19 protein-coding genes are annotated in these 20,392 nt (G+C 61.0%); 12 read left to right on the top strand and 7 right to left on the bottom strand.

What is annotated here, in order from left to right:
- Positions 1-106 precede the first annotated feature (106 nt).
- The 3 genes from bioB to XINFAN_RS20355 all read right to left on the bottom strand — a co-directional run bounded on the left by bioB (position 107) and on the right by XINFAN_RS20355 (position 2,412).
- Complete coding sequence (gene bioB, locus XINFAN_RS20365) at positions 107-1,105, bottom strand: biotin synthase BioB (protein ID WP_199286495.1); 999 nt, start codon at positions 1,103-1,105, stop codon at positions 107-109.
- 2 nt (positions 1,106-1,107) lie between these two features.
- Positions 1,108-1,656 (bottom strand): biotin transporter BioY, encoded by a 549-nt coding sequence (locus tag XINFAN_RS20360; RefSeq protein ID WP_124088685.1) that lies wholly within the window; start codon positions 1,654-1,656, stop codon positions 1,108-1,110.
- Positions 1,657-1,731: 75 nt separating this feature from the next.
- Positions 1,732-2,412: a GntR family transcriptional regulator gene (locus XINFAN_RS20355; RefSeq protein ID WP_124088774.1), complete on the bottom strand. Its 681-nt coding sequence runs from the start codon at positions 2,410-2,412 to the stop codon at positions 1,732-1,734.
- A 332-nt stretch (positions 2,413-2,744) separates the two neighbouring features.
- On the opposite strand from XINFAN_RS20355, the gene XINFAN_RS20350 reads away from it, so the two are divergent.
- The 4 genes from XINFAN_RS20350 (at position 2,745) to XINFAN_RS20335 (ending at position 7,522) form a co-directional block, all read left to right on the top strand.
- Positions 2,745-3,254, top strand: a complete 510-nt coding sequence (locus tag XINFAN_RS20350; protein ID WP_124088684.1) for a VIT1/CCC1 transporter family protein — start codon at positions 2,745-2,747, stop codon at positions 3,252-3,254.
- A gap of 36 nt (positions 3,255-3,290) precedes the next feature.
- A complete protein-coding gene (locus XINFAN_RS20345; RefSeq protein ID WP_124088683.1) occupies positions 3,291-4,127 on the top strand; it encodes an aldo/keto reductase in 837 nt (278 codons plus the stop codon).
- 18 nt (positions 4,128-4,145) lie between these two features.
- Positions 4,146-4,703 (top strand): NADPH-dependent FMN reductase, encoded by a 558-nt coding sequence (locus tag XINFAN_RS20340; protein ID WP_124088682.1) that lies wholly within the window; start codon positions 4,146-4,148, stop codon positions 4,701-4,703.
- A 74-nt stretch (positions 4,704-4,777) separates the two neighbouring features.
- Positions 4,778-7,522, top strand: coding sequence for an ATP-dependent Clp protease ATP-binding subunit (locus XINFAN_RS20335; protein WP_124088681.1), 2,745 nt, complete (start codon positions 4,778-4,780; stop codon positions 7,520-7,522).
- A gap of 100 nt (positions 7,523-7,622) precedes the next feature.
- Here the strand turns inward: XINFAN_RS20335 and XINFAN_RS20330 are convergent, their stop codons facing one another.
- Together XINFAN_RS20330 and XINFAN_RS20325 are read right to left on the bottom strand one after the other, a co-directional pair.
- Positions 7,623-8,555 (bottom strand): IS5 family transposase, encoded by a 933-nt coding sequence (locus XINFAN_RS20330; RefSeq protein ID WP_124088680.1) that lies wholly within the window; start codon positions 8,553-8,555, stop codon positions 7,623-7,625.
- Between the two features lie 302 nt (positions 8,556-8,857).
- On the bottom strand, positions 8,858-9,049 hold the full coding sequence (locus tag XINFAN_RS20325; protein WP_124088679.1) for a hypothetical protein: 192 nt from the start codon (positions 9,047-9,049) through the stop codon (positions 8,858-8,860).
- A 22-nt stretch (positions 9,050-9,071) separates the two neighbouring features.
- Here XINFAN_RS20325 and XINFAN_RS20320 point away from each other — a divergent pair, with 22 nt between their 5' ends.
- The 7 genes from XINFAN_RS20320 (at position 9,072) to XINFAN_RS20290 (ending at position 18,943) form a co-directional block, all read left to right on the top strand.
- Entirely contained in the window at positions 9,072-10,862 is a 1,791-nt protein-coding gene (locus XINFAN_RS20320; RefSeq protein WP_124088678.1) for a sigma-54-dependent Fis family transcriptional regulator, read from the top strand.
- A gap of 140 nt (positions 10,863-11,002) precedes the next feature.
- Entirely contained in the window at positions 11,003-13,156 is a 2,154-nt protein-coding gene (locus XINFAN_RS20315) for a hydantoinase/oxoprolinase family protein (protein ID WP_233352428.1), read from the top strand.
- A gap of 23 nt (positions 13,157-13,179) precedes the next feature.
- Complete coding sequence (locus XINFAN_RS20310; RefSeq protein ID WP_124088676.1) at positions 13,180-15,495, top strand: hydantoinase B/oxoprolinase family protein; 2,316 nt, start codon at positions 13,180-13,182, stop codon at positions 15,493-15,495.
- 75 nt (positions 15,496-15,570) lie between these two features.
- Positions 15,571-16,071: an acetone carboxylase subunit gamma gene (locus XINFAN_RS20305; protein WP_124088675.1), complete on the top strand. Its 501-nt coding sequence runs from the start codon at positions 15,571-15,573 to the stop codon at positions 16,069-16,071.
- 146 nt (positions 16,072-16,217) lie between these two features.
- The gene (locus XINFAN_RS20300; protein ID WP_233352426.1) at positions 16,218-17,546 is read left to right on the top strand and encodes a zinc-dependent alcohol dehydrogenase family protein; all 1,329 of its coding nucleotides are present in this window, start codon (positions 16,218-16,220) and stop codon (positions 17,544-17,546) included.
- A 112-nt stretch (positions 17,547-17,658) separates the two neighbouring features.
- Positions 17,659-18,378 carry a nucleotide-binding protein gene (locus tag XINFAN_RS20295; protein ID WP_124088674.1) on the top strand — a complete coding sequence of 240 codons (720 nt, stop codon included), beginning with the start codon at positions 17,659-17,661 and terminating at the stop codon, positions 18,376-18,378.
- 7 nt (positions 18,379-18,385) lie between these two features.
- The gene (locus XINFAN_RS20290) at positions 18,386-18,943 is read left to right on the top strand and encodes a hypothetical protein (RefSeq protein WP_124088673.1); all 558 of its coding nucleotides are present in this window, start codon (positions 18,386-18,388) and stop codon (positions 18,941-18,943) included.
- Positions 18,944-18,959: 16 nt separating this feature from the next.
- Here the strand turns inward: XINFAN_RS20290 and XINFAN_RS20285 are convergent, their stop codons facing one another.
- Positions 18,960-19,688 (bottom strand): helix-turn-helix transcriptional regulator, encoded by a 729-nt coding sequence (locus XINFAN_RS20285; protein ID WP_124088672.1) that lies wholly within the window; start codon positions 19,686-19,688, stop codon positions 18,960-18,962.
- A gap of 124 nt (positions 19,689-19,812) precedes the next feature.
- Here XINFAN_RS20285 and XINFAN_RS20280 point away from each other — a divergent pair, with 124 nt between their 5' ends.
- Positions 19,813-20,007, top strand: a complete 195-nt coding sequence (locus XINFAN_RS20280) for a hypothetical protein (protein ID WP_124088671.1) — start codon at positions 19,813-19,815, stop codon at positions 20,005-20,007.
- Positions 20,008-20,071: 64 nt separating this feature from the next.
- On the opposite strand, the gene XINFAN_RS20275 is transcribed toward XINFAN_RS20280, so the two are convergent.
- A partial coding sequence (locus XINFAN_RS20275; protein WP_148087163.1) for a DUF736 domain-containing protein occupies positions 20,072-20,392 on the bottom strand: 321 nt, incomplete at its 5' end.

Below are 20,392 nucleotides of genomic sequence, written 5' to 3'. Positions count from 1 at the left end.
GGACGGCAGGGCGCGAACTCTTTACACTTGGCTTTGTGGTCGAGCTTGGTCTCGCGCGCCTGCCCCATTTCGTCACCGTTTTTGGGCTCATCCCAGGCACGATTGGTTAAGCTGTTCGCCGTGACGGAACCGCAGGCTCAATGGTCTGGACAGACCCCTTTGCCGGTGCAAAGCGCATCCCGAGCCGAGCCATCATATCCTGATCCTTCCAGGCTGCGGGATTCTCCGTGGTCAGGAGAACATCGCCGATAAAGATGGAGTTTGCCCCGGCAAGGAAGCACAGAACCTGCAGTTCGTCGCTCATTCCGGTGCGACCTGCAGAGAGTCGTACCACGCTTGCCGGCATCAGGAGGCGGGCCAGGGCCACGGTGCGCACCAGAGCGAACGGATCCACCGGCTTCGCACGGCTTTGAACAGGGGTGTTCGCAATCTCGTTCCAGAGGTTGACGGGGACGGAATCCGGATGTGCGGGAAGAGTGGCCAGGGTGACGAGCATGGCGATTCGATCGGTGGCTTCTTCGCCCATCCCAAGGATCCCGCCTGAACAGACCCTGATACCGCCCTTGCGGACATGGCCGATGGTTTCTAGGCGATCCTCCATCGTCCTCGTGGTGGTTATGGTGGCATAGTATTCCGGCGAGGTGTCGATATTGTGGTTGTAGAAATCCAGCCCCGCTGCCTTCAAGCGGACGACTTGATCAGGTGTCAGCATCCCGAGGGTCATGCAGGTTTCAAGACCCAGTTCAGTGACGCCGCGCACCATCGCGCAGAGTTTGTCCATGTCCCGCTCTTTGGGGCTGCGCCACGCCGCTCCCATACAAAAGCGCTGTGCTCCGGAGGCGGCGGCGCGGCGCGCGGCGGTAAGAACCTCTTCGACCTCCATCAGCCTGGTGGCTTTGACCCCTGTCTTGTGATGCGCGCTTTGCGAGCAATAGCCACAGTCCTCGGGGCATCCGCCGGTCTTGATGGACAGAAGGCTGGCGGTCTCGACCACAGTCGGATCGAAGTGTTCCCGATGGGCCGTCTGGGCGCGATACATCAGATCCGGCAGGGGCAGATCGTAGAAGTGCTGCGCCTCGGCCATTGTCCAGTCGTGACGTACCATCATTACGCTCTCATGCGGCGAAAGCCCGTCACGAGCATTAGGGCCAGCGCTATCTTGACGAGATCGCCGATTATGAAGGGCAGGAAGCCAGCCGCCAAAAGCTGGGATGCCGGCAAAAAGGCAGCGAGCCATGCCAGCCCGGCCACATAGACGACCAGCAACCCCGCAAGCATTGCGCCGAACGTCCCGACAATCCCTTGTTTGGCCGCGAGCCAGCCTGTGAGACCTGCCGCAAGCAAGTAGCCCAGAAGATAGCCACCGGTCGGTCCAAGAGCATAAGCAAGGCCGATGCCGCGCTCGGGTGAGCCGGAAAAGACTGGAAAGCCCAGGAGGCCCGCTGCGAGATAAGTTGCCATGGCCGCAAAGCCGAGACGTGGGCCCAGTATCACCGAAATCGCGAGGACCGCGAGCGTGTGAAGGGTCATGGGCACCGGCCAGAAGGGAATCTGGACCTTGGCGGCGACGGCGATCAGAACCGCCGCTCCGAGGACAAGTGATGGTGCTTGCAGGGCGGATTGGGACAGGTTTGGAGCCTGAGGCTCGGAATGCATGAAGATACCCCTTTCATTAACTATCTATAATGAAGGGCAGATTCTTCCTGTTGGGCAATACAAAGTATAGATAATTTATACCTTCTTCTTCCATCCGATTGATAATTCTGGATTTGTTCTGGCTGCAGGGGTGCGACCGATCCACCCCACATGCCGTGCCAGAACCTGGCAGGCCAGATCCGTCCGACCTTGCCTCAGGGCCGAGAGGATGGCCCGGTGATCATGGTCGGTTCGCGCCTCCCAGTCCGAGCGCCATGCGGCAAACAGAAAGCGCGCACTGGCGGCGTGCAAATCGTCGATGCTGGCCATCAGGCGGGGCATCCCGCAGGGAGCAAGCAACATGCGATGGAAGGCGCGGTTCGCCTCCTCCCAATCCCTTACATGCCCTGCGCTTTCGGCGGCACTTGTGGCTTTGCCGGCCGCAGCCAGCAGGTCAGGAGTGAGATGAGCCGCCGCATGACGCAACGCGAGACTTTCCAGCGCGGCGCGCATCTCCGCGACCTCACGCAGTTCGGCGACGTCGAATGATGTCACGCGGAAGCCGCGTCGCGGCTCACTGATCGCGAGGCCCTGTGCTTCCAGCTGCCGAAAGGCTTCGCGAACCGGGACATGGCTGGCGCCAAATTCTTCAGCGATATGATCCTGTCGCAACCGGGTGTCGGGCCGGATGGTTCCTGCAATGATGCGCTCCGACAGCGCGGTTGCGATACGGTTGGCGATGGTCTCGCGCGGAGGGTGTGGTGGTCGGTGGGTCATAATTATAGATAAAACGCACGATCCGACTTGTGTCAAATCAGAGATAGCTGCTGGAGGTGAGATGCGCTGACGCGTTCGATCAAGTCAGCCGGAACCCTTCAGAACTTCCATTCTCATTTCGACTTATTTGAAGTCATTCAATTCATTTTCCAACTTATCTCTCGTGAGCTAGCATATCCCCGACTCAAGAAGAGAAATGATTGGGCTGGCGCAAACCGGGAAAGCAAATCGCTTTCCGGGATCCGGAAGGGCTTTCTTTGCGTTAGACCCATTAGCCTCTTTTCGAACTTCGAAATGGGCTCCTGCTCATGCGCCCCAGGGAGACATGTCAGATGACCGGAACGCCAGTCGATGTTCCATCCGCCACCGAACGCAAACGTGTGCTCCAGGAGATTCAGCCCGGCCTTCTGGGACTGATGGACGGTTCGGTATCGACCCTCGCGCCGATTTTTGCCGCGGCGGGGGTCACTGGAAAGCCATTCAACGCCTTCCTCGTGGGGCTTGCGGCCTCGTTGGGCGCGGCGATCAGCATGGGCCTCGCGGAAGCCCTGTCAGATGACGGCTCGATCACTGGTCGCGGCGGACCGGTTCGTCGCGGCATGATCACAGGCCTTTCGACCGGACTCGGCGGGATGCTGCATACGCTTCCCTTCCTGATCCCGGATATGACCACTGCCCTGCGGCTGGCTTACGTCGTCGTGGTGGTCGAACTGCTTGTGATTGCCTGGATCCGCTATCGTTTCATGGGGGGCAAGCTGATCAGGACCATCATTCAGGTGGTGATTGGCGGTGCCATCGTCTTCGGCATTGGGGTCGCGCTCGGCGATGTCGGGGCCGGGTGATCCGTATGACGGATCGGGAAAATCAAGGAGCATGAGATGGCAAATATCCCCGAACTGCGTCTGACAGACGGTGTAGCCCTGCCTGCCGTGGGTTTCGGCGCATGGAGTCTGAACGGCACGCAAGGCGTCGAGGCAATCACTTCGGCGTTGCATAGTGGCTACCGGCTGATTGATTCCGCTTTCAACTACGAAAACGAGGGTGCCGTGGGCGAGGCGATCCGCCGTTCCGGCTTGCCGCGCGAGAGCCTGCGCATCACCTCGAAACTGCCTGGCCGGCACCATCGCTATGACGAGGCGCTGGCGACCATCGAAGAGTCCATCTGGCGCGCAGGACTCGACTACTACGATCTCTACCTGATCCACTGGCCGAACCCGAAACAGGGGCTCTATGTCGAGGCCTGGCGCGCCCTGATCGAGGCGCGCAAGCGGGGGCTGGTCCGTGCCATCGGGGTCAGTAACTTCCTGCCCGCGCATCTGGAGCGGATCATGAGCGAGACCGGCATCGCCCCGGTCGTCAACCAGGTCGAGATGCATCCCCGTTTTCCGCAGGTCGAACAGCGCGCCTTCGACAAGGCGCATGGCATCGTGACCGAGGCCTGGAGCCCCCTTGGCCGCGGCGAGTTGCTGAAGGATCCCGTCCTGACCGCCATTGCCGAGCGGCTGGGGCGTTCGGTTGGCCAGGTCGTGCTGCGCTGGCATCATCAATTGGGCTCGCTGCCGCTGCCCCGTTCGGCCTCGCCCGCGCGGCAGGCCGAGAACCTCGCGATCTTCGATTTCGCGCTCTCGCCCGAGGATATGGCGCAGATCGCCACGCTCGCCCGCCCGGATGGTCGCCTGCGCGACCAGGACCCGGCCCGTTACGAAGAATTCTGATCAAACCGGAGACGCACCATGACCACGTTCAATGTCGCTATCCTTGTCGGGAGCCTGCGCAAGGGCTCATTCAGCCGTCAGATCGCCAGGGCTCTTGCCGACCTCGCGCCCGCTACCCTCAAGGCGGAGATCGTCGAAATCGCCGATCTGCCGCTTTATAATCCTGATCTCGAAGAAGGGACGCCGCCCGCGGCGTGGACAACGTTCCGCGACCGGATCCGCCCTGCCGACGCGGTGCTGTTCGTGACGCCGGAATACAACCGCTCCGTCCCCGCCGCGCTGAAAAACGCGCTCGATGTCGGTTCGCGGCCTTACGGGCAAAGCGTCTGGGCCGGGAAGCCCGGTGCGGTGGTCAGTTGTTCGCCGGGCGGGCTGTCGGCATTCGGGGCGAACCATCACTTGCGGCAATCGCTGGTGTTCCTTGACGTGCCGACGCTGCAGCAGCCCGAGGCCTATCTGGGGCATGTCGACAAGATGCTCGATGCCGATGGCGGGATCGCAAATGCCGATTCCGAGAAATTCCTGAGCGGCTTCATGCTGAAATTCGCCGGCTGGATTGATCGAAATCACAGCTGATCCGGCAGTTTGCGGCAATCTGCGAAGACAGCAGATCACTACCGCGATCCCCACTTTTCCAGAGGAGACCTGAGATGGCTCAACTCATGTGCGATATTTGCGGCCAGCGCCCGGCATCGGTGCGCGTCGCCGTGGTTCAGGACGGCCAACGCCGCCAGCTGAATGTTTGCGACTATCACTATCAGCAGCTCTCGCGCCATCAGCGCGCATTGTCGCCCCTGGAATCCCTGTTCCGGGGCGGGCTCTTCGACGATTTCTTCGCAGGCGCAGAGGCTCCTCTGGGTCGGCCTGAGCAGGATCGCGAAACCGTCAATCTGGAACAGCATTTCAGCGAACAGGCGCGCGAGATCCTGCAACGCGCCGCCGAACGCGCGGTCCAGTCAGGCAAACGCGAGGTCGACAGCGAGCATCTGCTCTATGAACTGACCCAGAGCGATGTGGTGCAGGCGATCCTCAAGCAGTTCAAGATCTCGGTCGACGATCTGCGGGCCGAGATCGACGCGAATTTCCCGACCACCGGCGGCGACAGTTCCGACGGCAAGCAGATCGGCGTGTCGCCCCGGGTAAAAGGCGCGCTGGACCGCGCCTTCATCGCCTCGCGCGAGCTGGGCCATTCCTATGTCGGGCCGGAACACATCCTGCTCGGCCTTGCCGAGGTGCGCGAAAGCTATGCGGGCGATCTGCTGGCGAAATATGGCCTCTCGCCCAATGCCATGCGTCAGCAGACGGTCAAGGTCGTCGGCAAAGGCGCCGAGGAAGGCGAGGTGGCGACGCCCACCAACACGCCGAACCTCGACAAATACAGCCGCGACCTGTCGAAAATGGCGCGTGAGGGCAAGCTCGACCCGGTGATCGGTCGATCCAAAGAGATCGAGCAGACCATCGAGGTTCTGGCCCGGCGCAAGAAGAACAACCCCGTTCTGATCGGCGAACCTGGCGTCGGCAAGACCGCGATCATCGAGGGCTTGGCGCAGCGCATCGTCAACGGCGAGGTGCCAGAGGTCCTGCGCGACAAGCGGCTGGTGGAACTGAACGTCAATTCTCTGGTCGCCGGTGCCAAGTATCGCGGCGAGTTCGAAGAGCGCGTCAAACAGGTGATGGATGAGATCACCGCGAACAATGAGGGCCTGCTGCTGTTCATCGATGAGGTGCATACCATCGTCGGCGCCGGGCAGGGTGGCGGCGAGGGCGGGCTCGACATCGCCAATACCTTCAAGCCCGCAATGGCGCGCGGCGAGATGAACCTGATCGGTGCGACCACGCTGAAGGAATATCAGAAATACATCGAGAAGGATGCCGCACTGGAGCGCCGCTTCCAGCCGGTCTTCGTGGCCGAGCCCACGGTCGAGCAGACGATCAACATCCTGCGCGGGCTGCGCGACCGGCTGGAGGCACACCACAAGGTCAACATCCTCGATGAGGCCTTCGTGGCGGCGGCGGAGCTCTCGGACCGCTATGTGACGGGCCGCTTCCTGCCCGACAAGGCCATCGACCTGATCGACCAAGCGGCGGCACGGGTGCGGCTGTCTTCGACCTCGCGCCCGGCGGATATCCAGGAACTGGAGGCCGAAATCGCGCAGCTGAAGCGCGAGCAAAGCTATGCAGCCTCGCGCAAACAGTTCGACCGCGCCAAGACCATCGAGGAAAAGATCACCACCAAAGACGAGGCGCTGAAGACCGCGACCGAGGCCTGGAAGAAGAAGATCGGGTCCTCGACCGCCGAGGTCTCGCCAGATCATGTGGCCGAAATCGTCTCGAACCTCACCGGCATTCCGGTCAATGATTTGACCGAAGAGGAAAAGGCAAAGCTCCTGAAAATGGAGGAACGCCTGCATGAGCGGGTGATCGGTCAGGACGAGGCGATCCGTGCGGTCTCCGACGCGGTGCGTCTGTCACGCGCCGGCCTGCAACAGGGCAAACGGCCGATCGCGACCTTCCTCTTCCTCGGGCCGACCGGCGTCGGCAAAACCGAGCTTGCCAAGGCGCTGGCCGAGGTGGTCTTCGGCGATGAGGACGCCATCGTGCGCATCGACATGAGCGAATACATGGAGCGCCATGCGGTGGCACGGCTGATCGGTGCGCCTCCGGGCTATGTCGGCTATGACGAGGGCGGGCAGCTGACCGAGCGCGTGCGCCGCAGGCCCTATTCGGTGATTCTGCTCGACGAGATCGAAAAGGCGCACCCCGATGTCTACAATGTGCTCTTGCAGGTCTTCGACGACGGACGGCTGACGGACGGCAAAGGCAGGGTTGTGGATTTCACCAACACGCTGATCATCGCAACCTCTAACCTCGCCTCCGACGTCATCATGGGCGGCAAGCACAAACCCGGCTATGTCCTGAGCGGCAGCGAACAGGCCAAGCAGCGAGAAGGCGTGATGAGCGTGCTGCGCAGCCATTTCCGGCCCGAGTTCCTGAACCGGATCGACGAGATCATCATCTTCCAGTCGCTGGATCAGGCGCAGATCTCCTTGATCGTCCGGCTTCAGCTGGACCGGGTGGCGCGGCTCGCGCAGTCGCAGGATATCGAACTGGTCTTCGATGAGAGCCTGATCGATCACCTGTCGAAGGAAGGCTACCAGCCCGAATTCGGAGCGCGCGAGCTGCGCCGGCAGATCCGCCAGTTGCTCGAGACGAAGCTCGCCAAAGCGATGCTCGGCGGCGAGATCATCGAGGGCAGCCGGGTGGTCTGCGCCTGGGTCGATGGCGAAGTCACCTTCGCTGTCGAGGCCGCCGCCACCCCTGGTGTCGCCGACGAGGCCCCAACTGCCGTACCGGAGGATGGCGGGGCAGCAAAGGCCGGGACGGAAAAGGCATAACCCCTGTTCCGCGCCCCGATCGGTCGGGGCGCGGGATGTCACGAACGACTCTGTTGCACAAATTGTCTGAAGGCGTGACGTCTCCCTTCCCCGGACAGACTTATCCCGCGACCTCTGTGATAGGCGTTCCGAGTGCCGTGAAGCCGTTCAGGATGGCGACACGGACCTGGAACTCCGCAACCTGACGATCGAAGTCCCGGGCTGTCAGACGCGTGCCCAGTAATTTTACACAGTGCATCTTTGTCTCGACGCGGCTTCGGCGATGGTAGCCGCTCCATCGTCGCCAGATGGTCCGGCCGACGCACTTTGATGTGCGCAGGATCTCGTTGCGCGCGATTGCGCCGACGGTATCAGGTTTCCAGAACCTGGCGTTCTTACGGGGCGGGATGATGGCTGCTGCCCCACGGGCGGCGATCGCGTCATGGCACTTGCGGGTGTCGAAGGCACCGTCGGCGGTGACGCTGCCGATCTCTTGCTCGGGCGGGATCTGATCGAGCAGTTCGGGCAGCATCGGCGCATCGCCCACGTCGCTGGTGGTGAACTCTGCCGCGCGTATTTCCAAGGTTTTCTCATCGATCCCGATGTGGATCTTGCGCCAAACCCGGCGTTTGGCGCCGCCATGCTTGCGGGCGTTCCACTCGCCTTCACCCTCAACCTTGATGCCTGTGCTGTCGATCAGCAGGTGCAGGGGGCCGTCCGAGCCACGATAGGGGATGTTCACCTTCAGGGTCTTTTGGCGTCGCGACAGCGTGCTGAAGTCCGGCACCGCCCAATCCAGGCCGATCAGTTGCAACAGGCTCTCAACGACGCCAGTCGTCTGGCGGAGGGCCATTCCGAACAGCACTTTCATTGTCAGGCAGGTCTGGATTGCTGCGTCACCGTAGGCAGGCTGCCTACCGCGCTTACCGGTCGGCTTGGCCTCCCAAGTCATGGCGGGATCAAACCAGATCGTCAGAGAGCCTCGGCGCTTCAGCGCCTTGTTGTAGGCGGGCCAGTTCCTGGTCTTGTAGGTAGGAGATGTCGGTCTGCTCATGACCTCCAGCTACCACGCTGGATTCTCACGATGAATCCCTCACGTGATTTGTGCAACAGAGTTACCCCGGTTTCAACGGGCAATTGCATACGCTGGTATCGCACGGTCGAATGTGCCCGTGCATCAGGGTTTTTGTCGGAGCGCTAGTATCTGCACAGGCGGGCACCTGTCCTCTTGTCCGCAGCCTTCTAAAAACCCAAAATCGGTTGGAAATAGGTACGGTGGGCTTACCTGTGAATGAACAGGGCATGCTCCTGTTCGGAGATGCGATGTCCTGTGCCGGCTCAGCTATGGTGCAGTTCTCACATTACTTGATCGTAAGAGGGGCGGTCGGGAGCATGGGCTTCAGCTAATTTGGCGGCGTTGCCGCGCGAGAAGCGGGCCGGGTCAGAGGACAGCTGTCGACCGAACTGACTGTGTTGCCAGATAGCTGACCAGATCATCGCTTTGGCTTTTTTCTTGACATGTAGATAGCCACCGATCCTAGAATTCATTCACCCCACCCGGGAGACGAAAATGGCGGAAAGCATCCAGAAGGAGGACTGGGAGCGATTCCGTGCTTTGGGGAAGGTTCCCCCGAGCATACGGGAGGTCGTTCTGCGATCGTGGGTCAGGTCCAGGGACAACAGGGATATCGTCTCTCTCACCTGCGCTCCTAGTGTTGCCAAGGAAGAACTGAATGGCTACCGCAAGCGTAGTTCGCGATTGCGCACAGCCGCACATGGAGCATTCCAGCGTGCGGGTTACATGCTCGGCGAAGCGGGAGCGATGCTGTTGCTGAGCGACAGCAGGGGCATCATCCTTGATGCGGTAGGGGATCCGCGCATCCTTTCACGCGGTGAAGAAAACCATCTGCACCCAGGCGGGCGATGGGATGAACGCGCTATTGGAACCAACGCCATAGGTACCGCCCTGCATACAGGCCGAGCAGTGACGATCGCCGGCACGGAGCATTTCTGCGAGGCTATTCAACGCTGGTCCTGCGCGGCTGCTCCAGTCCATGACCCGGCTACCGGCCAACTCCTGGGGGCAATAGACATCTCAGCACCGACCGGACTGGCGTTCGCGCAAGTCGCAGCCTTTTCTGTATCTCTCTCAATGCAAATCGAGGAGGCGTTGCGAAGCGCTGCTCTGCATGAGCGTGAGGTCCTGCTGCAGCACCTTCTGTCATCATCAGCGCGGCACGACGATAATCTGGCGATTTTTGACCGCAATGGGCAACAGATCTGGGCGAGCGGTCGTGCTTCGGGTGTCGTGTCAAGCTCTGGTCTCGAAGACCTGAACGATACCGCAGGCAGAGATGTACGGCAATTGGCCGAACACTTCTCTGTCGCGCTCCCTGGTGCCGGGGTGGACCTGGTCGTTGATCGGGGCGAGGCTGTTGGTTTGATTCTGCGGTTACCCTCAGGGAACGCGCGCTCTGTGAATGCCGGGACCAGCCTTGCGGCGATAGCTGCGACCGGTGCGTCAATGGCTATGATTACCCATCAGGCCCTGGAAATGTACAGGGGCGGGTTGCCGTTGTTGATCAAAGGGCCTGCGGGCAGCGGCAAGGAAACGCTTGCACGGGCGCTGCATGAAGCCGGCAAACCTCTACCAATTGAACTCGTTGATTGCAGTCTGCTGGATGCCGCTTCCTTGCGTGGAGATGCAAGTGGTGGTTGGATGTCACACCTCCTGGCCAAGGGGGGGACGCTGATTCTTGATGAACCGGTTGAGACAGCGCCAGCCACACAGGCATCATTGTCACAGGCGTTGGCTCATCTTCAGCGCCGTGCGCAGGCACCGATCCGGCTGATCAGCGTGTCGTCAGAGCCGCTGTCGGAACGGCTGGCATCAGGGCATTTGCGGGCGGATCTGTACTTTCGCCTCTCCGGGGCAATCTTGCACATCCCAGCACTGTCCGAACGACGTAATGAGGTGCCGGATCTGGTCCGCCTTTTTTCGGAGCGATATTCCGACCGGCGAAAAGGCAGTCCGCTACGCTTTACCCGAGCAGCCATGATAAGGTTGCAAGCCTATGCCTGGCCTGGCAACCTCAGGGAGTTGCGCAACCTGATTGAAACGCTTTCCGTTACTTCGTTTAGTCGGCTGATTGATGTTGCGGACCTTCCAACTGGCATCGCCGAGAATCGGCGTCCTCGACGAGAGGAAACACTGCGTGATCACGAGCGGACAGAGATTCTGGACGCCGTGGCGATGTGCAACGGCAATATGACCGAGACGGCACGCCGCCTCGGCATTTCCCGATCAACGCTTTATCTCAAGCTTGAGCAGTATGGCGTGCCACGCGGACGCAGGCACTAGACATACTTTGTGCTGGTGCGGCAGAGCGTCCGCAGCATGTCCGATGATATGTCCGAAAAACGGACAACACATCCACCCGCACGGGTTGCATCCTTCTTCTTGCGTCACGGGGAGGTGGCGCAATGGGAGGAGGAAAACCCGTGCCATTGGACAAACAATCGCACCGTAAGGTGCAGGTGCTTGGCATTGATGCCGGCGGCACCATGACCGATACATTTTTCGTCGACAGCGAGGGTGACTTCGTCGTCGGCAAGGCGCAATCGACGCCGCAAAACGAGGCGCTCGGCCTGATTGCCTCTTCGAAGGAGGGGCTGGAACGCTGGGGGCTAACGCTGGAGGAAGCTCTGGGCGAGATCCAGACCGGCGTCTATTCCGGTACCGCCATGCTCAATCGCGTGGTGCAGCGTAAGGGGCTCCGCGTTGGGCTGATCGTGAATGCCGGGATGGAGGATTTCCATCGCATGGGCCGCGCGATCCAGGCCTATCTGGGCTTCGCCTACGAGGACCGCATCCACCTCAACACCCACTACTACGATGAACCGCTGGTGCCGAGGCAGCTGACGCGCGGCGTGATGGAGCGGGTGGACATGTCCGGCACGGTGGTGATCCCGCTGCGCGAGGAAACCGCCCTGACTTCCGCGAAAGACCTGATCGATCTGGACGTAGAGGGGATCGTGATTTCCCTTCTGCACAGCTATCGCAATCCCGCGCATGAACGCCGCGTACGCGACATCGTGCTGGAGGAGGTCCGCAAGTCTGGCAAAAAAATCCCGGTCTTCGCCTCCACCGATTATTACCCGGTACGCAAGGAAACCCACCGTACCAACACCACAATCCTGGAGGCCTATGCTGCGGAACCCTCCCGCCAGACGCTGAACAGGATCTCCACCTCCTTCAAGGAGAACGGATCGAAATTCGACTTTCGGGTGATGGCGACCCATGGCGGCACGATCAGCTGGAAGGCCAAGGAACTGGCACGCACCATCGTGTCGGGCCCCATCGGCGGCGTGATCGGCGCGAAATACCTGGGCGAGGTGCTGGGTTATTCCAACATCGCCTGTTCGGATATCGGGGGTACGTCCTTCGACGTGGCGCTCATCACTCAGAACGAACTGACCATCCGCAACGACCCGGACATGGCGCGGCTCGTGTTGTCGCTGCCACTGGTCGCCATGGATTCGGTCGGCGCAGGGGCCGGGTCTTTCATCCGGCTCGATCCTTACACCAAGGCGATCAAGCTGGGTCCGGACAGCGCCGGCTACCGGGTCGGCGTCTGCTGGGAGGAATCGGGGATCGAGACGGTCACGATCTCCGACTGCCACGTGATCCTCGGTTACCTGAACCCCGACAACTTCCTCGGCGGCCAGGTGAAGCTGGACCGCGAACGCGCCTGGAACGCGATGAAGGAACAGATCGCCGATCCACTGGGGCTGTCGGTCGAAGACGCGGCTGCGGGCGTCATCGAACTGCTGGACAGCGACCTGCGCGACTACCTGCGTTCCATGATCTCGGGCAAGGGGTCTACGCCGGGGAACTTCGTCTGCTTCTCCTACGGCGGTGCGGGGCCGGTCCATACCTACGGCTATACCGAGGGGCTGGGGTTCGAGGATGTCATCGTGCCGGCCTGGGCGGCGGGGTTCAGTGCCTTTGGCTGCGCGGCGGCGGATTTCGAATACCGCTATGACAAATCGCTGGACATCAACATCGCCACTGATGCCGGGGACGATCTGAAGACCGCTCAGGCAAAGATCCTGCAGGAAGCCTGGGAGGAACTGAAGGAACGCGTCCTCGAAGAGTTCGAGATCAACGGCTACACCCCTGACAAGGTGAGGTTGCAACCGGGCTTCCGCATGCAGTATCGCGGGCAACTGAACGACCTGGAGATTGAAAGTCCGATCACTGAAGCCCATACGTCCGAGGACTGGGACAAGCTGGTCGACGCTTTCAACGACACTTACGGCCGTGTCTATGCCGCCTCGGCGCGCTCTCCGGAACTTGGCTATTCGGTCACCGGAGCGATCATGCGTGGCACGGTGCCGATCCCGAAACCCAAAATCCCCAAGGAAGAATTGCAAGGCGAGACTCCGCCGGAGGAGGCGAGGCTCGGGACCCGCAAGTTCTACCGCCACAAGAAATGGGTGGATGCTCAGCTTTATCAGATGGAGACGCTTCGCCCGGGCAACCGCATCACCGGCCCCGCCATCATCGAATCTGACGCGACGACCTTCGTCGTGCCCGGCGGGTTCGAGACGTTCCTGGACGGGCACCGGCTCTTCCATCTCAAAGAAGTCTGACGGTCTCAGGGAGGAGATAGGTCATGAACATGCAATCGACGGTCCAAACCCGCGGCATCGTGCGCGGAGGCGAGACCCTGAAGGAACACCGCGACCGGCTGATGGAGGCTACGAAGCGGACCAAGCACTACGCCGGGCTCCAGACGATGGAGCTGCGCGACAGCGACCCGATCAAGTATAACAAGCTGTTCTCGCGCCTGCGGGCTGGGGTGGTGGACGCCCGCGAAACCGCCAAGAAGATCGCGGCCTCGCCCATCGTGGAGCAGGAGGGGGAACTCTGCTTCACCCTCTACAACGCGGCGGGCGACAGCATCCTGACCTCCACGGGGATCATCATCCACGTGGGCACCATGGGCGCGGCGATCAAATACATGATCGAGAACGGCTGGGAACATAACCCCGGCATCAAGGATAAGGACATCTTCTGCAACAACGACAGCCTGATCGGCAACGTCCACCCCTGCGACATCCACACGATCGTGCCGATCTTCCATGAAGGCGAGCTGATCGGTTGGGTCGGCGGCGTGACCCACGTGATCGACACCGGATCGGTCGGGCCGGGTTCCATGTCCACGGGGCAGGTGCAGCGCTTCGGCGACGGCTATTCCATCACCTGCCGCAAGATCGGTGAGAACGACGAGCTGAAGCGCGACTGGCTGCATGAATCGCAGCGCATGGTGCGCACCACTCGCTACTGGATGCTGGACGAGCGCACCCGCGTCGCAGGCTGCCACATGATCCGCAAGCTGGTGGAGGAGGTGATCGCCGACGAAGGCATCGACTCCTACTGGAAATTCGCCTATGAGGCGGTCGAACACGGCCGCGTGGGTCTTCAGGCCCGCATTAAGGCGATGACCATCCCCGGCAAATACCGCCAGGTGGGTTTCGTCGACGTGCCCTATGCGCATGAGGACGTGCGCGTGCCGTCCGATTTCGCCAAGGTCGACACGATCATGCACACGCCGTCCGAGATCACCATCCGGGGCGACGGCACCTGGCGGCTGGACTTCGAGGGGGCGTCCCGCTGGGGCTGGCACACCTACAACGCCCATCAGGTGTCCTTCACCTCCGGCATCTGGGTGATGATGACGCAAAGCCTCATCCCGACCGAGATGATCAACGACGGCGCCGCCTACGGCACCGAGTTCCGCTTGCCGAAGGGCACCTGGATGAATCCGGACGACCGGCGGGTGGCGTTCAGCTATTCGTGGCACTTCCTGGTGAGTTCGTGGACGGCGCTGTGGCGGGGCCTGTCGCGCAGCTACTTCGGCCGCGGCTATCTGGAGGAGGTGAATGCCGGTAACGCCAACACCTCCAACTGGCTCCAGGGCGGGGGGTTCAACCAGTACGACGAGATCCACGCGGTGAACTCCTTCGAATGCGCCGCGAACGGGGTGGGGGCCACCGCCCATATGGATGGGATCAGCCATGCCGCTGCCGTCTGGAACCCGGAGGGCGACATGGGCGACATGGAGATCTGGGAACTGGCGGAGCCGCTGGTCTACCTTGGCCGGCAGATCAAGGCGTCCTCGGGAGGCGCAGGCAAGTATCGCGGCGGCTGCGGATTCGAAAGCCTGCGCATGGTCTGGAACGCCAAGGACTGGACGATGTTCTTCATGGGCAACGGGCACATCAGCTCCGACTGGGGTCTGATGGGGGGCTATCCCGCAGCCTCCGGTTACCGGTTCGAGGCGCACGACACCCGCCTGAAGGAGATCATCGCCGAAGGCGGCGCCATCCCGCATGGTGGCGATACCGATCCGCAAAGCCCGGTCTGGGAGGGGATGCTGCCCGACGCGCGCATCAAGCGCGACAAGCAGGCCATCACCACGGAGGCGATGTTCAAGGACTATGACCTCTACCTGAACTACATGCGCGGTGGTCCGGGCTTTGGCGATCCGCTGGAACGCGAACCTCAGAAGGTCGCCGATGACGTCAACGGGGGCTATCTCTTGCCGCGCTTTGCCGAGAGCGTCTATGGCGTCGTCCTCACCAAAGCCGGTGACGGCATGCAGGGAGTGGATCAAGCCGCGACAGACGCGAAGCGCCGAGCGATCCGTAAGGCAAGACTTGAGGAATCGGTTCCGACCGCTGAATGGATGGCCGCCGAGCGAGAGAAGATCCTCGCCAAGGATGCCGGCACCCATGTGCAGCAGATGTTCGCCGCCTCCTTCAAGCTCGGCCCGCGGTTCGAGCAGGATTTCCGCGAATTCTGGGACCTGCCCGCCGACTGGAAACTGCTGGAAGCGGATCTGCCGATTCCGTCCTACGGGCGCGAATATTCTATGGATATCTCGGAACTTCCGGATGTGAAGACCGTCCAGTTCGTCGAGGAATAATCGCTGCCTCGCCCGCGCTACCACTTCCCCCGTAGCGCGGGCTCTTCTTTCAAGGCCGATCCAAGGGAGGACAAAATGGCCTATACCAAAGCCAAAATCAAAGATCTCGTCGAAGGTAAGATTGATCGAGACACGCTGCACACCATGCTCTCGACGCCCAAAGACAAGGAGCGGTTCCAGATCTATATCGAGATCCTGCAGGAGCAAGTCGAGTGGAAGGATCCGATCATCCTGCCCTTGGGACCCAAACTCTACATCGTGCAACGCCAGTCCGATAAGAAATGGATGATCCGCAGCCATGCCGGATACGATTTCTGTGAATGGGATCAGAACTGGAAGCTGCACGCTCGTATCCGTGTCCGCAACACCGCCCCGCAGATGGAGGAGCTTTATCCCCGGCTCATGGCGCCATCGCCTGAGTGGCAAGTGATCCGCGAATATTTCTGTCCGGTTTCAGGCGACCTTTTGGATGTCGAGGCTCCGACGCCCTGGTACCCGGTGATCCATGACTTTGAGCCGGATATCGACACCTTTTACAAGGACTGGCTTGGGCTTCCGGTCCCCGAACGGGCCTGAGCCAGAGACCAGTACAACGGGCGTCCTTCGGGGCGCCCGCTTTGCTTTGGTCACTACTCTCGGCTGATTGTCCGAAAATCGGACACGCGCCATAGAGGGCAAGGCAATACAAATGTTGCAGGTTCGTGCATTGAAGGGAGAGAGCAATGAAAGCGCTTGTTTATCAGGGGCCGGGGCAAAAGGACTGGATCGAAAAAGAACGGCCGGTCATCGCCAAGCCCACTGATGTGATTGTTCGCATGACCAAGACGACTATCTGTGGCACGGACCTGCACATCCTTAAGGGTGATGTGCCCGCAGTGACGCCGGGCCGGACCCTGGGGCATGAGGGTGTCGGAGTAGTCGCAGAGGTCGGGTCGGCGGTGCGGAACTTCAAGGAGGGTGATGCGGTACTTATCTCCTGCGTCACCTCCTGTGGTTCCTGTCCCAACTGCAAGCGGCAGCTATACGCGCATTGTTCGGATGGAGGCTGGATCCTTGGCCACAAGATAGACGGCACACAGGCCGAATATGTCCGGATCCCCCATGCGGACAATTCTCTGTATCCGATCCCCGCCGGGGCGGACGAAGAGGCGCTGGTCATGCTTTCGGACATCATGCCGACCGGCCTGGAGATTGGTGTACAGGCCGGTCACGTCAAACCGGGCGACACCATCGCCATCATCGGCGCCGGACCGGTGGGCATGTCGGTGCTTCTTACCTCCCAATTCTACTCACCCGGCCGAATCGTGATGATAGATATGGATCCAGCACGGCTGGAGCTCGCCGTCCAGTTCGGCGCTACGGACACGATTCAGGTCGGCGCAGAAGACCCCGTTGCTCGCATCATGGAGTTGACAGAAAATCTCGGCGTTGATGTTGCGATTGAAGCAGTCGGAGTCCCTGCTACCTTCGACATCTGCCAGAAAATCGTTTCAGCGGGCGGAAATATCGCTAACGTCGGCGTTCACGGCAAACCCGTCGAACTCCATATTGAAGAACTATGGATCAAGAACATCAACATCGCCATGGGTCTGGTCTGTACCAACACCACGCCGATGCTGCTGAAAACCCTGCAATCGGGCAAGGTCGATCCGGGTAAGCTCGTCACGCACCGCTTTAAGCTGGATGAGATCATGGATGCCTATGAAGTGTTCGGCAATGCCGCGCGCGAAAAGGCTATGAAAGTCATCCTTGCCAAGATCGTACAAGCCCGCCGACTCCCAGCACAAGCGGAGTCGGGCCTACGGTCTTGTACTCATTATGAAAAACCGCCCCCAAAGGGCGGTTTCCTGTTGTCTGCGGAATGCATCACGCCCCCTGCGATATGCATTCCGCTCAATGCGAAATGCCTCCCGTTATCTGCGCTCTGGAGCATGTCTTCTGGCATCTGCATCGCGCTCTTTGCGTCCTGCATCCTGCGGAGTGGGAAGTGCCGGAAGGGGAATGGGATCTGCATCACGTTGCCTGCGCCACGTCCTCTGGAAGCCGCATAATGCGTGCCGCTTCCTGCGATCTGCGCCTTGCGTCCCGCTTGACGCATCCCGGTCAGCGCCCTACGACAATAAAGCTCTTGTGTTTACGAGTAACCATTATTGCAGGTGTGCCATGCCAAATGACTCCTTGCGCGTAATCGCCGCGATGGCCCGCAAAGGCGGGTCGGGCAAAACCACGCTGAGCCGCGCCCTGATCAGCGCCGCTATCGCCGCCGGTCGCCGGGTCACCCTCATGGACACCGACGGGACCGATGCACTCGGTGCCTGGTATGAACGGGCCGAGGGTGCCGGGTACAGTTCACCCCTGCTGACCCGCACCAGGGCGCTCAGCATTGTCGCCATCGAGCAGGAGATCGACCGGGTCTATGCCGAGGATCTTGCGGATCTGATCTTCATCGACACAGCCGGTGTCGGCGCGGACTGGTCGGACAGCGTCGCGGTGCTGGCTGATCACATCGTGACCCCGGTGATGCTCTCGACGACCGACTTCAAGGTCGGCATCCAGACCGCAGACTGGTTCGCCCATCTGCGGACCCGTGTGGACGACCCGAGCGCCCTTCCCCAGCATCATGTGGTTCTGAACATGGTCCCCGCGAAACCCACCAAGGCCGATGCGGAACTGATCGCACAGGCGGTCAACTGTTTCCCGGTCATCGAGACCGTGATGATGCACCGCAACGCCTTCAAGGAGATGGATCGGCTCGGCCTTCTTCACGCCATTGCGTTCGCGCGACAGAACGACCCCAACCCACTGATGAAGCCCCATGTTCGGCCCCTCGTCGAGGCGCTGGAAGAAGCTACCGACATCCTGAACGCAATCATCAGCGGCTGAGAGTGACATGGTCCGAAAGCGCATCCCCCTCGTGACACGGCCGGATCAGGCCTATGCGTTCAGTCTGCCCCAACAAAACACGACGAACCCGGCACAGACGGGAGACAGAGACGAACCGCCCAGAGTTGCCGAGGCCCGTGCGCCAGCGCAGCTGAGCGCAAGCGCCGCATCTGAAGGTCATGCGGTAAGAGATGACTCCAAAGCCTCGATCCAGATCGACGTGCGCGTGAACGCGTTGAAGCGCCAGGAACAAGGGCTGGTTGCCTGCGGCATTGCCCCCCGACAGGTGATCCGGGCCGCCCTGCGGAAGGCCGTCAAGAAGTGGGGGCTCTCAGCAACATATGCCATCCCCTCCAGTGACAGGCGGGCAAGTCAGGCAAGCTGGACCGTCAGAACCAGCGTCGCAGTGCCCGCCGCCATCTTTGATCGGCTGCTTGCCGATCAGGACCCTCTGGGGGTCGACAGCCGGTGGTCATTGGTGCGGGGTCAGCTGGAGCCGCTGGTCTGGGCGGAAATCGATGCTCTCCTCGCATCGCTCAGTGACGACTCCGACGATGTCCGCTGACCCACGCTGGCACGGGCTATTCAGGCCCTGACGCTGGCTGGTTCAGGATCAGACCGCGCTTGGTAGCGATTGCCACTGCCTGTACCGAGTTCCGCGCCCCGAGCAGGTCCCTTATCCGCTCCAGGCGCTTCTTTATGGTCTCGGTGCTGACGCCCTGCCGATGCGCGACTTCCTTATAGGGCAAACCGTTCGCCAGATCAGAAAGGATAGCACGCTCCATCTCTGAAAGCGGTCTTGCCGCCTCGATAGAGGCGAGCAGCTGTTTGAATATGCCCTCAACCTCGTCCAGCTCACCGTCGGTCAGTTCCCGATCCTCGCGGGCGCAAAACAGGCAGCTGAGCGTGCCATATTCTTCAATGCGACTGCGAGAAACGCCGCAACCATAGTTGAGGCCATACTCGCGCGCGTGATCCATGATCAGAGTTCCAGCAGGCGAGAGCTTTTCGACCGGCACTTCACTCCATCTGATGCGACCTGAATGCGTCCTGGCCCAGAGATTGACCGGATCAAACATCGCATATTGCCGCTCAGTGTAAATCTCGACCCAACGCTCCGGATAGGTGGAGACATAATGCTCTGGCGTCAAACTGCGCACATGGATGACGAGTGAATAGCCCATCGGTGCAATTGCCCGCAGCCGGGCATCCAAATGGGCCATTTCCGGAACAATAGTCCAAACCATTACCCCTCCCGCACGAGAAAATGTGCAGTCCTCAAACAGCGATACCAAAAAGGGTAACGGCATGGCCGCTCCCCCACCGTTGTGTCAGGTTGTGATGAAAGCGCGCACAAATCAACCGTGAAGCGACCTTGCGTAAAGGGTTCAGATCGCCAGCCAGCGAAGTTCTAAGACAGTCGGGACGAGTACCATGAACGTGCAGACCTGTGACCATCGCGGCAGTTCAAGCCGCAACAACCGTATCGAGGCCCGGCCAATCGCCCGGCTGCGCAACAAGGACGATGGCAGGGTCATTGGTCTGGTCTATGAATGGAACACGGGCGAGACGCAGACGGCCTGGTTCGGCAAGGCCGAGCGCAGCTTCGTGACAGAAGAGTTGCGCTGAGAGCCATTGCTCGCTGGCAAGATGAAAGGCCCCGGCCTTTCGACCGGGGCCCTGGTTGGGGGGATTACTCCCCTCGGCGGCTGTTGGGGCGCGACCAGATCAGGCTCGAGCCCTCACCGTCCTCGTCGTCGAAGAGGCTGGCATAGATCGGGTGCGCAAAGCTCGGATCGTCCAGCTTCAGGCCCAGATAGTCCCGCCCCTCGTTCGAGCGCTTCGACCAGGCGGCGCCGATCTCCGCGCGGCCTACCAGGATCCGGTGCGAGGGCGCATTCTCGCCGGTGGCCCGCAGGTCGGGGACGATGCGCACGCCCTTGGCCTGAACGCTCAGGGTGACGATTTCGCCGGTGTATTCGTTGCCGGTCTTCTTGAAGGTGCCGATGGTCGC

It is taken from the genome of Pseudogemmobacter humi, from assembly GCF_900609055.1.
GTDB lineage: Bacteria > Pseudomonadota > Alphaproteobacteria > Rhodobacterales > Rhodobacteraceae > Pseudogemmobacter > Pseudogemmobacter humi.
This window is presented reverse-complemented; position numbering and strand designations above follow the sequence as displayed.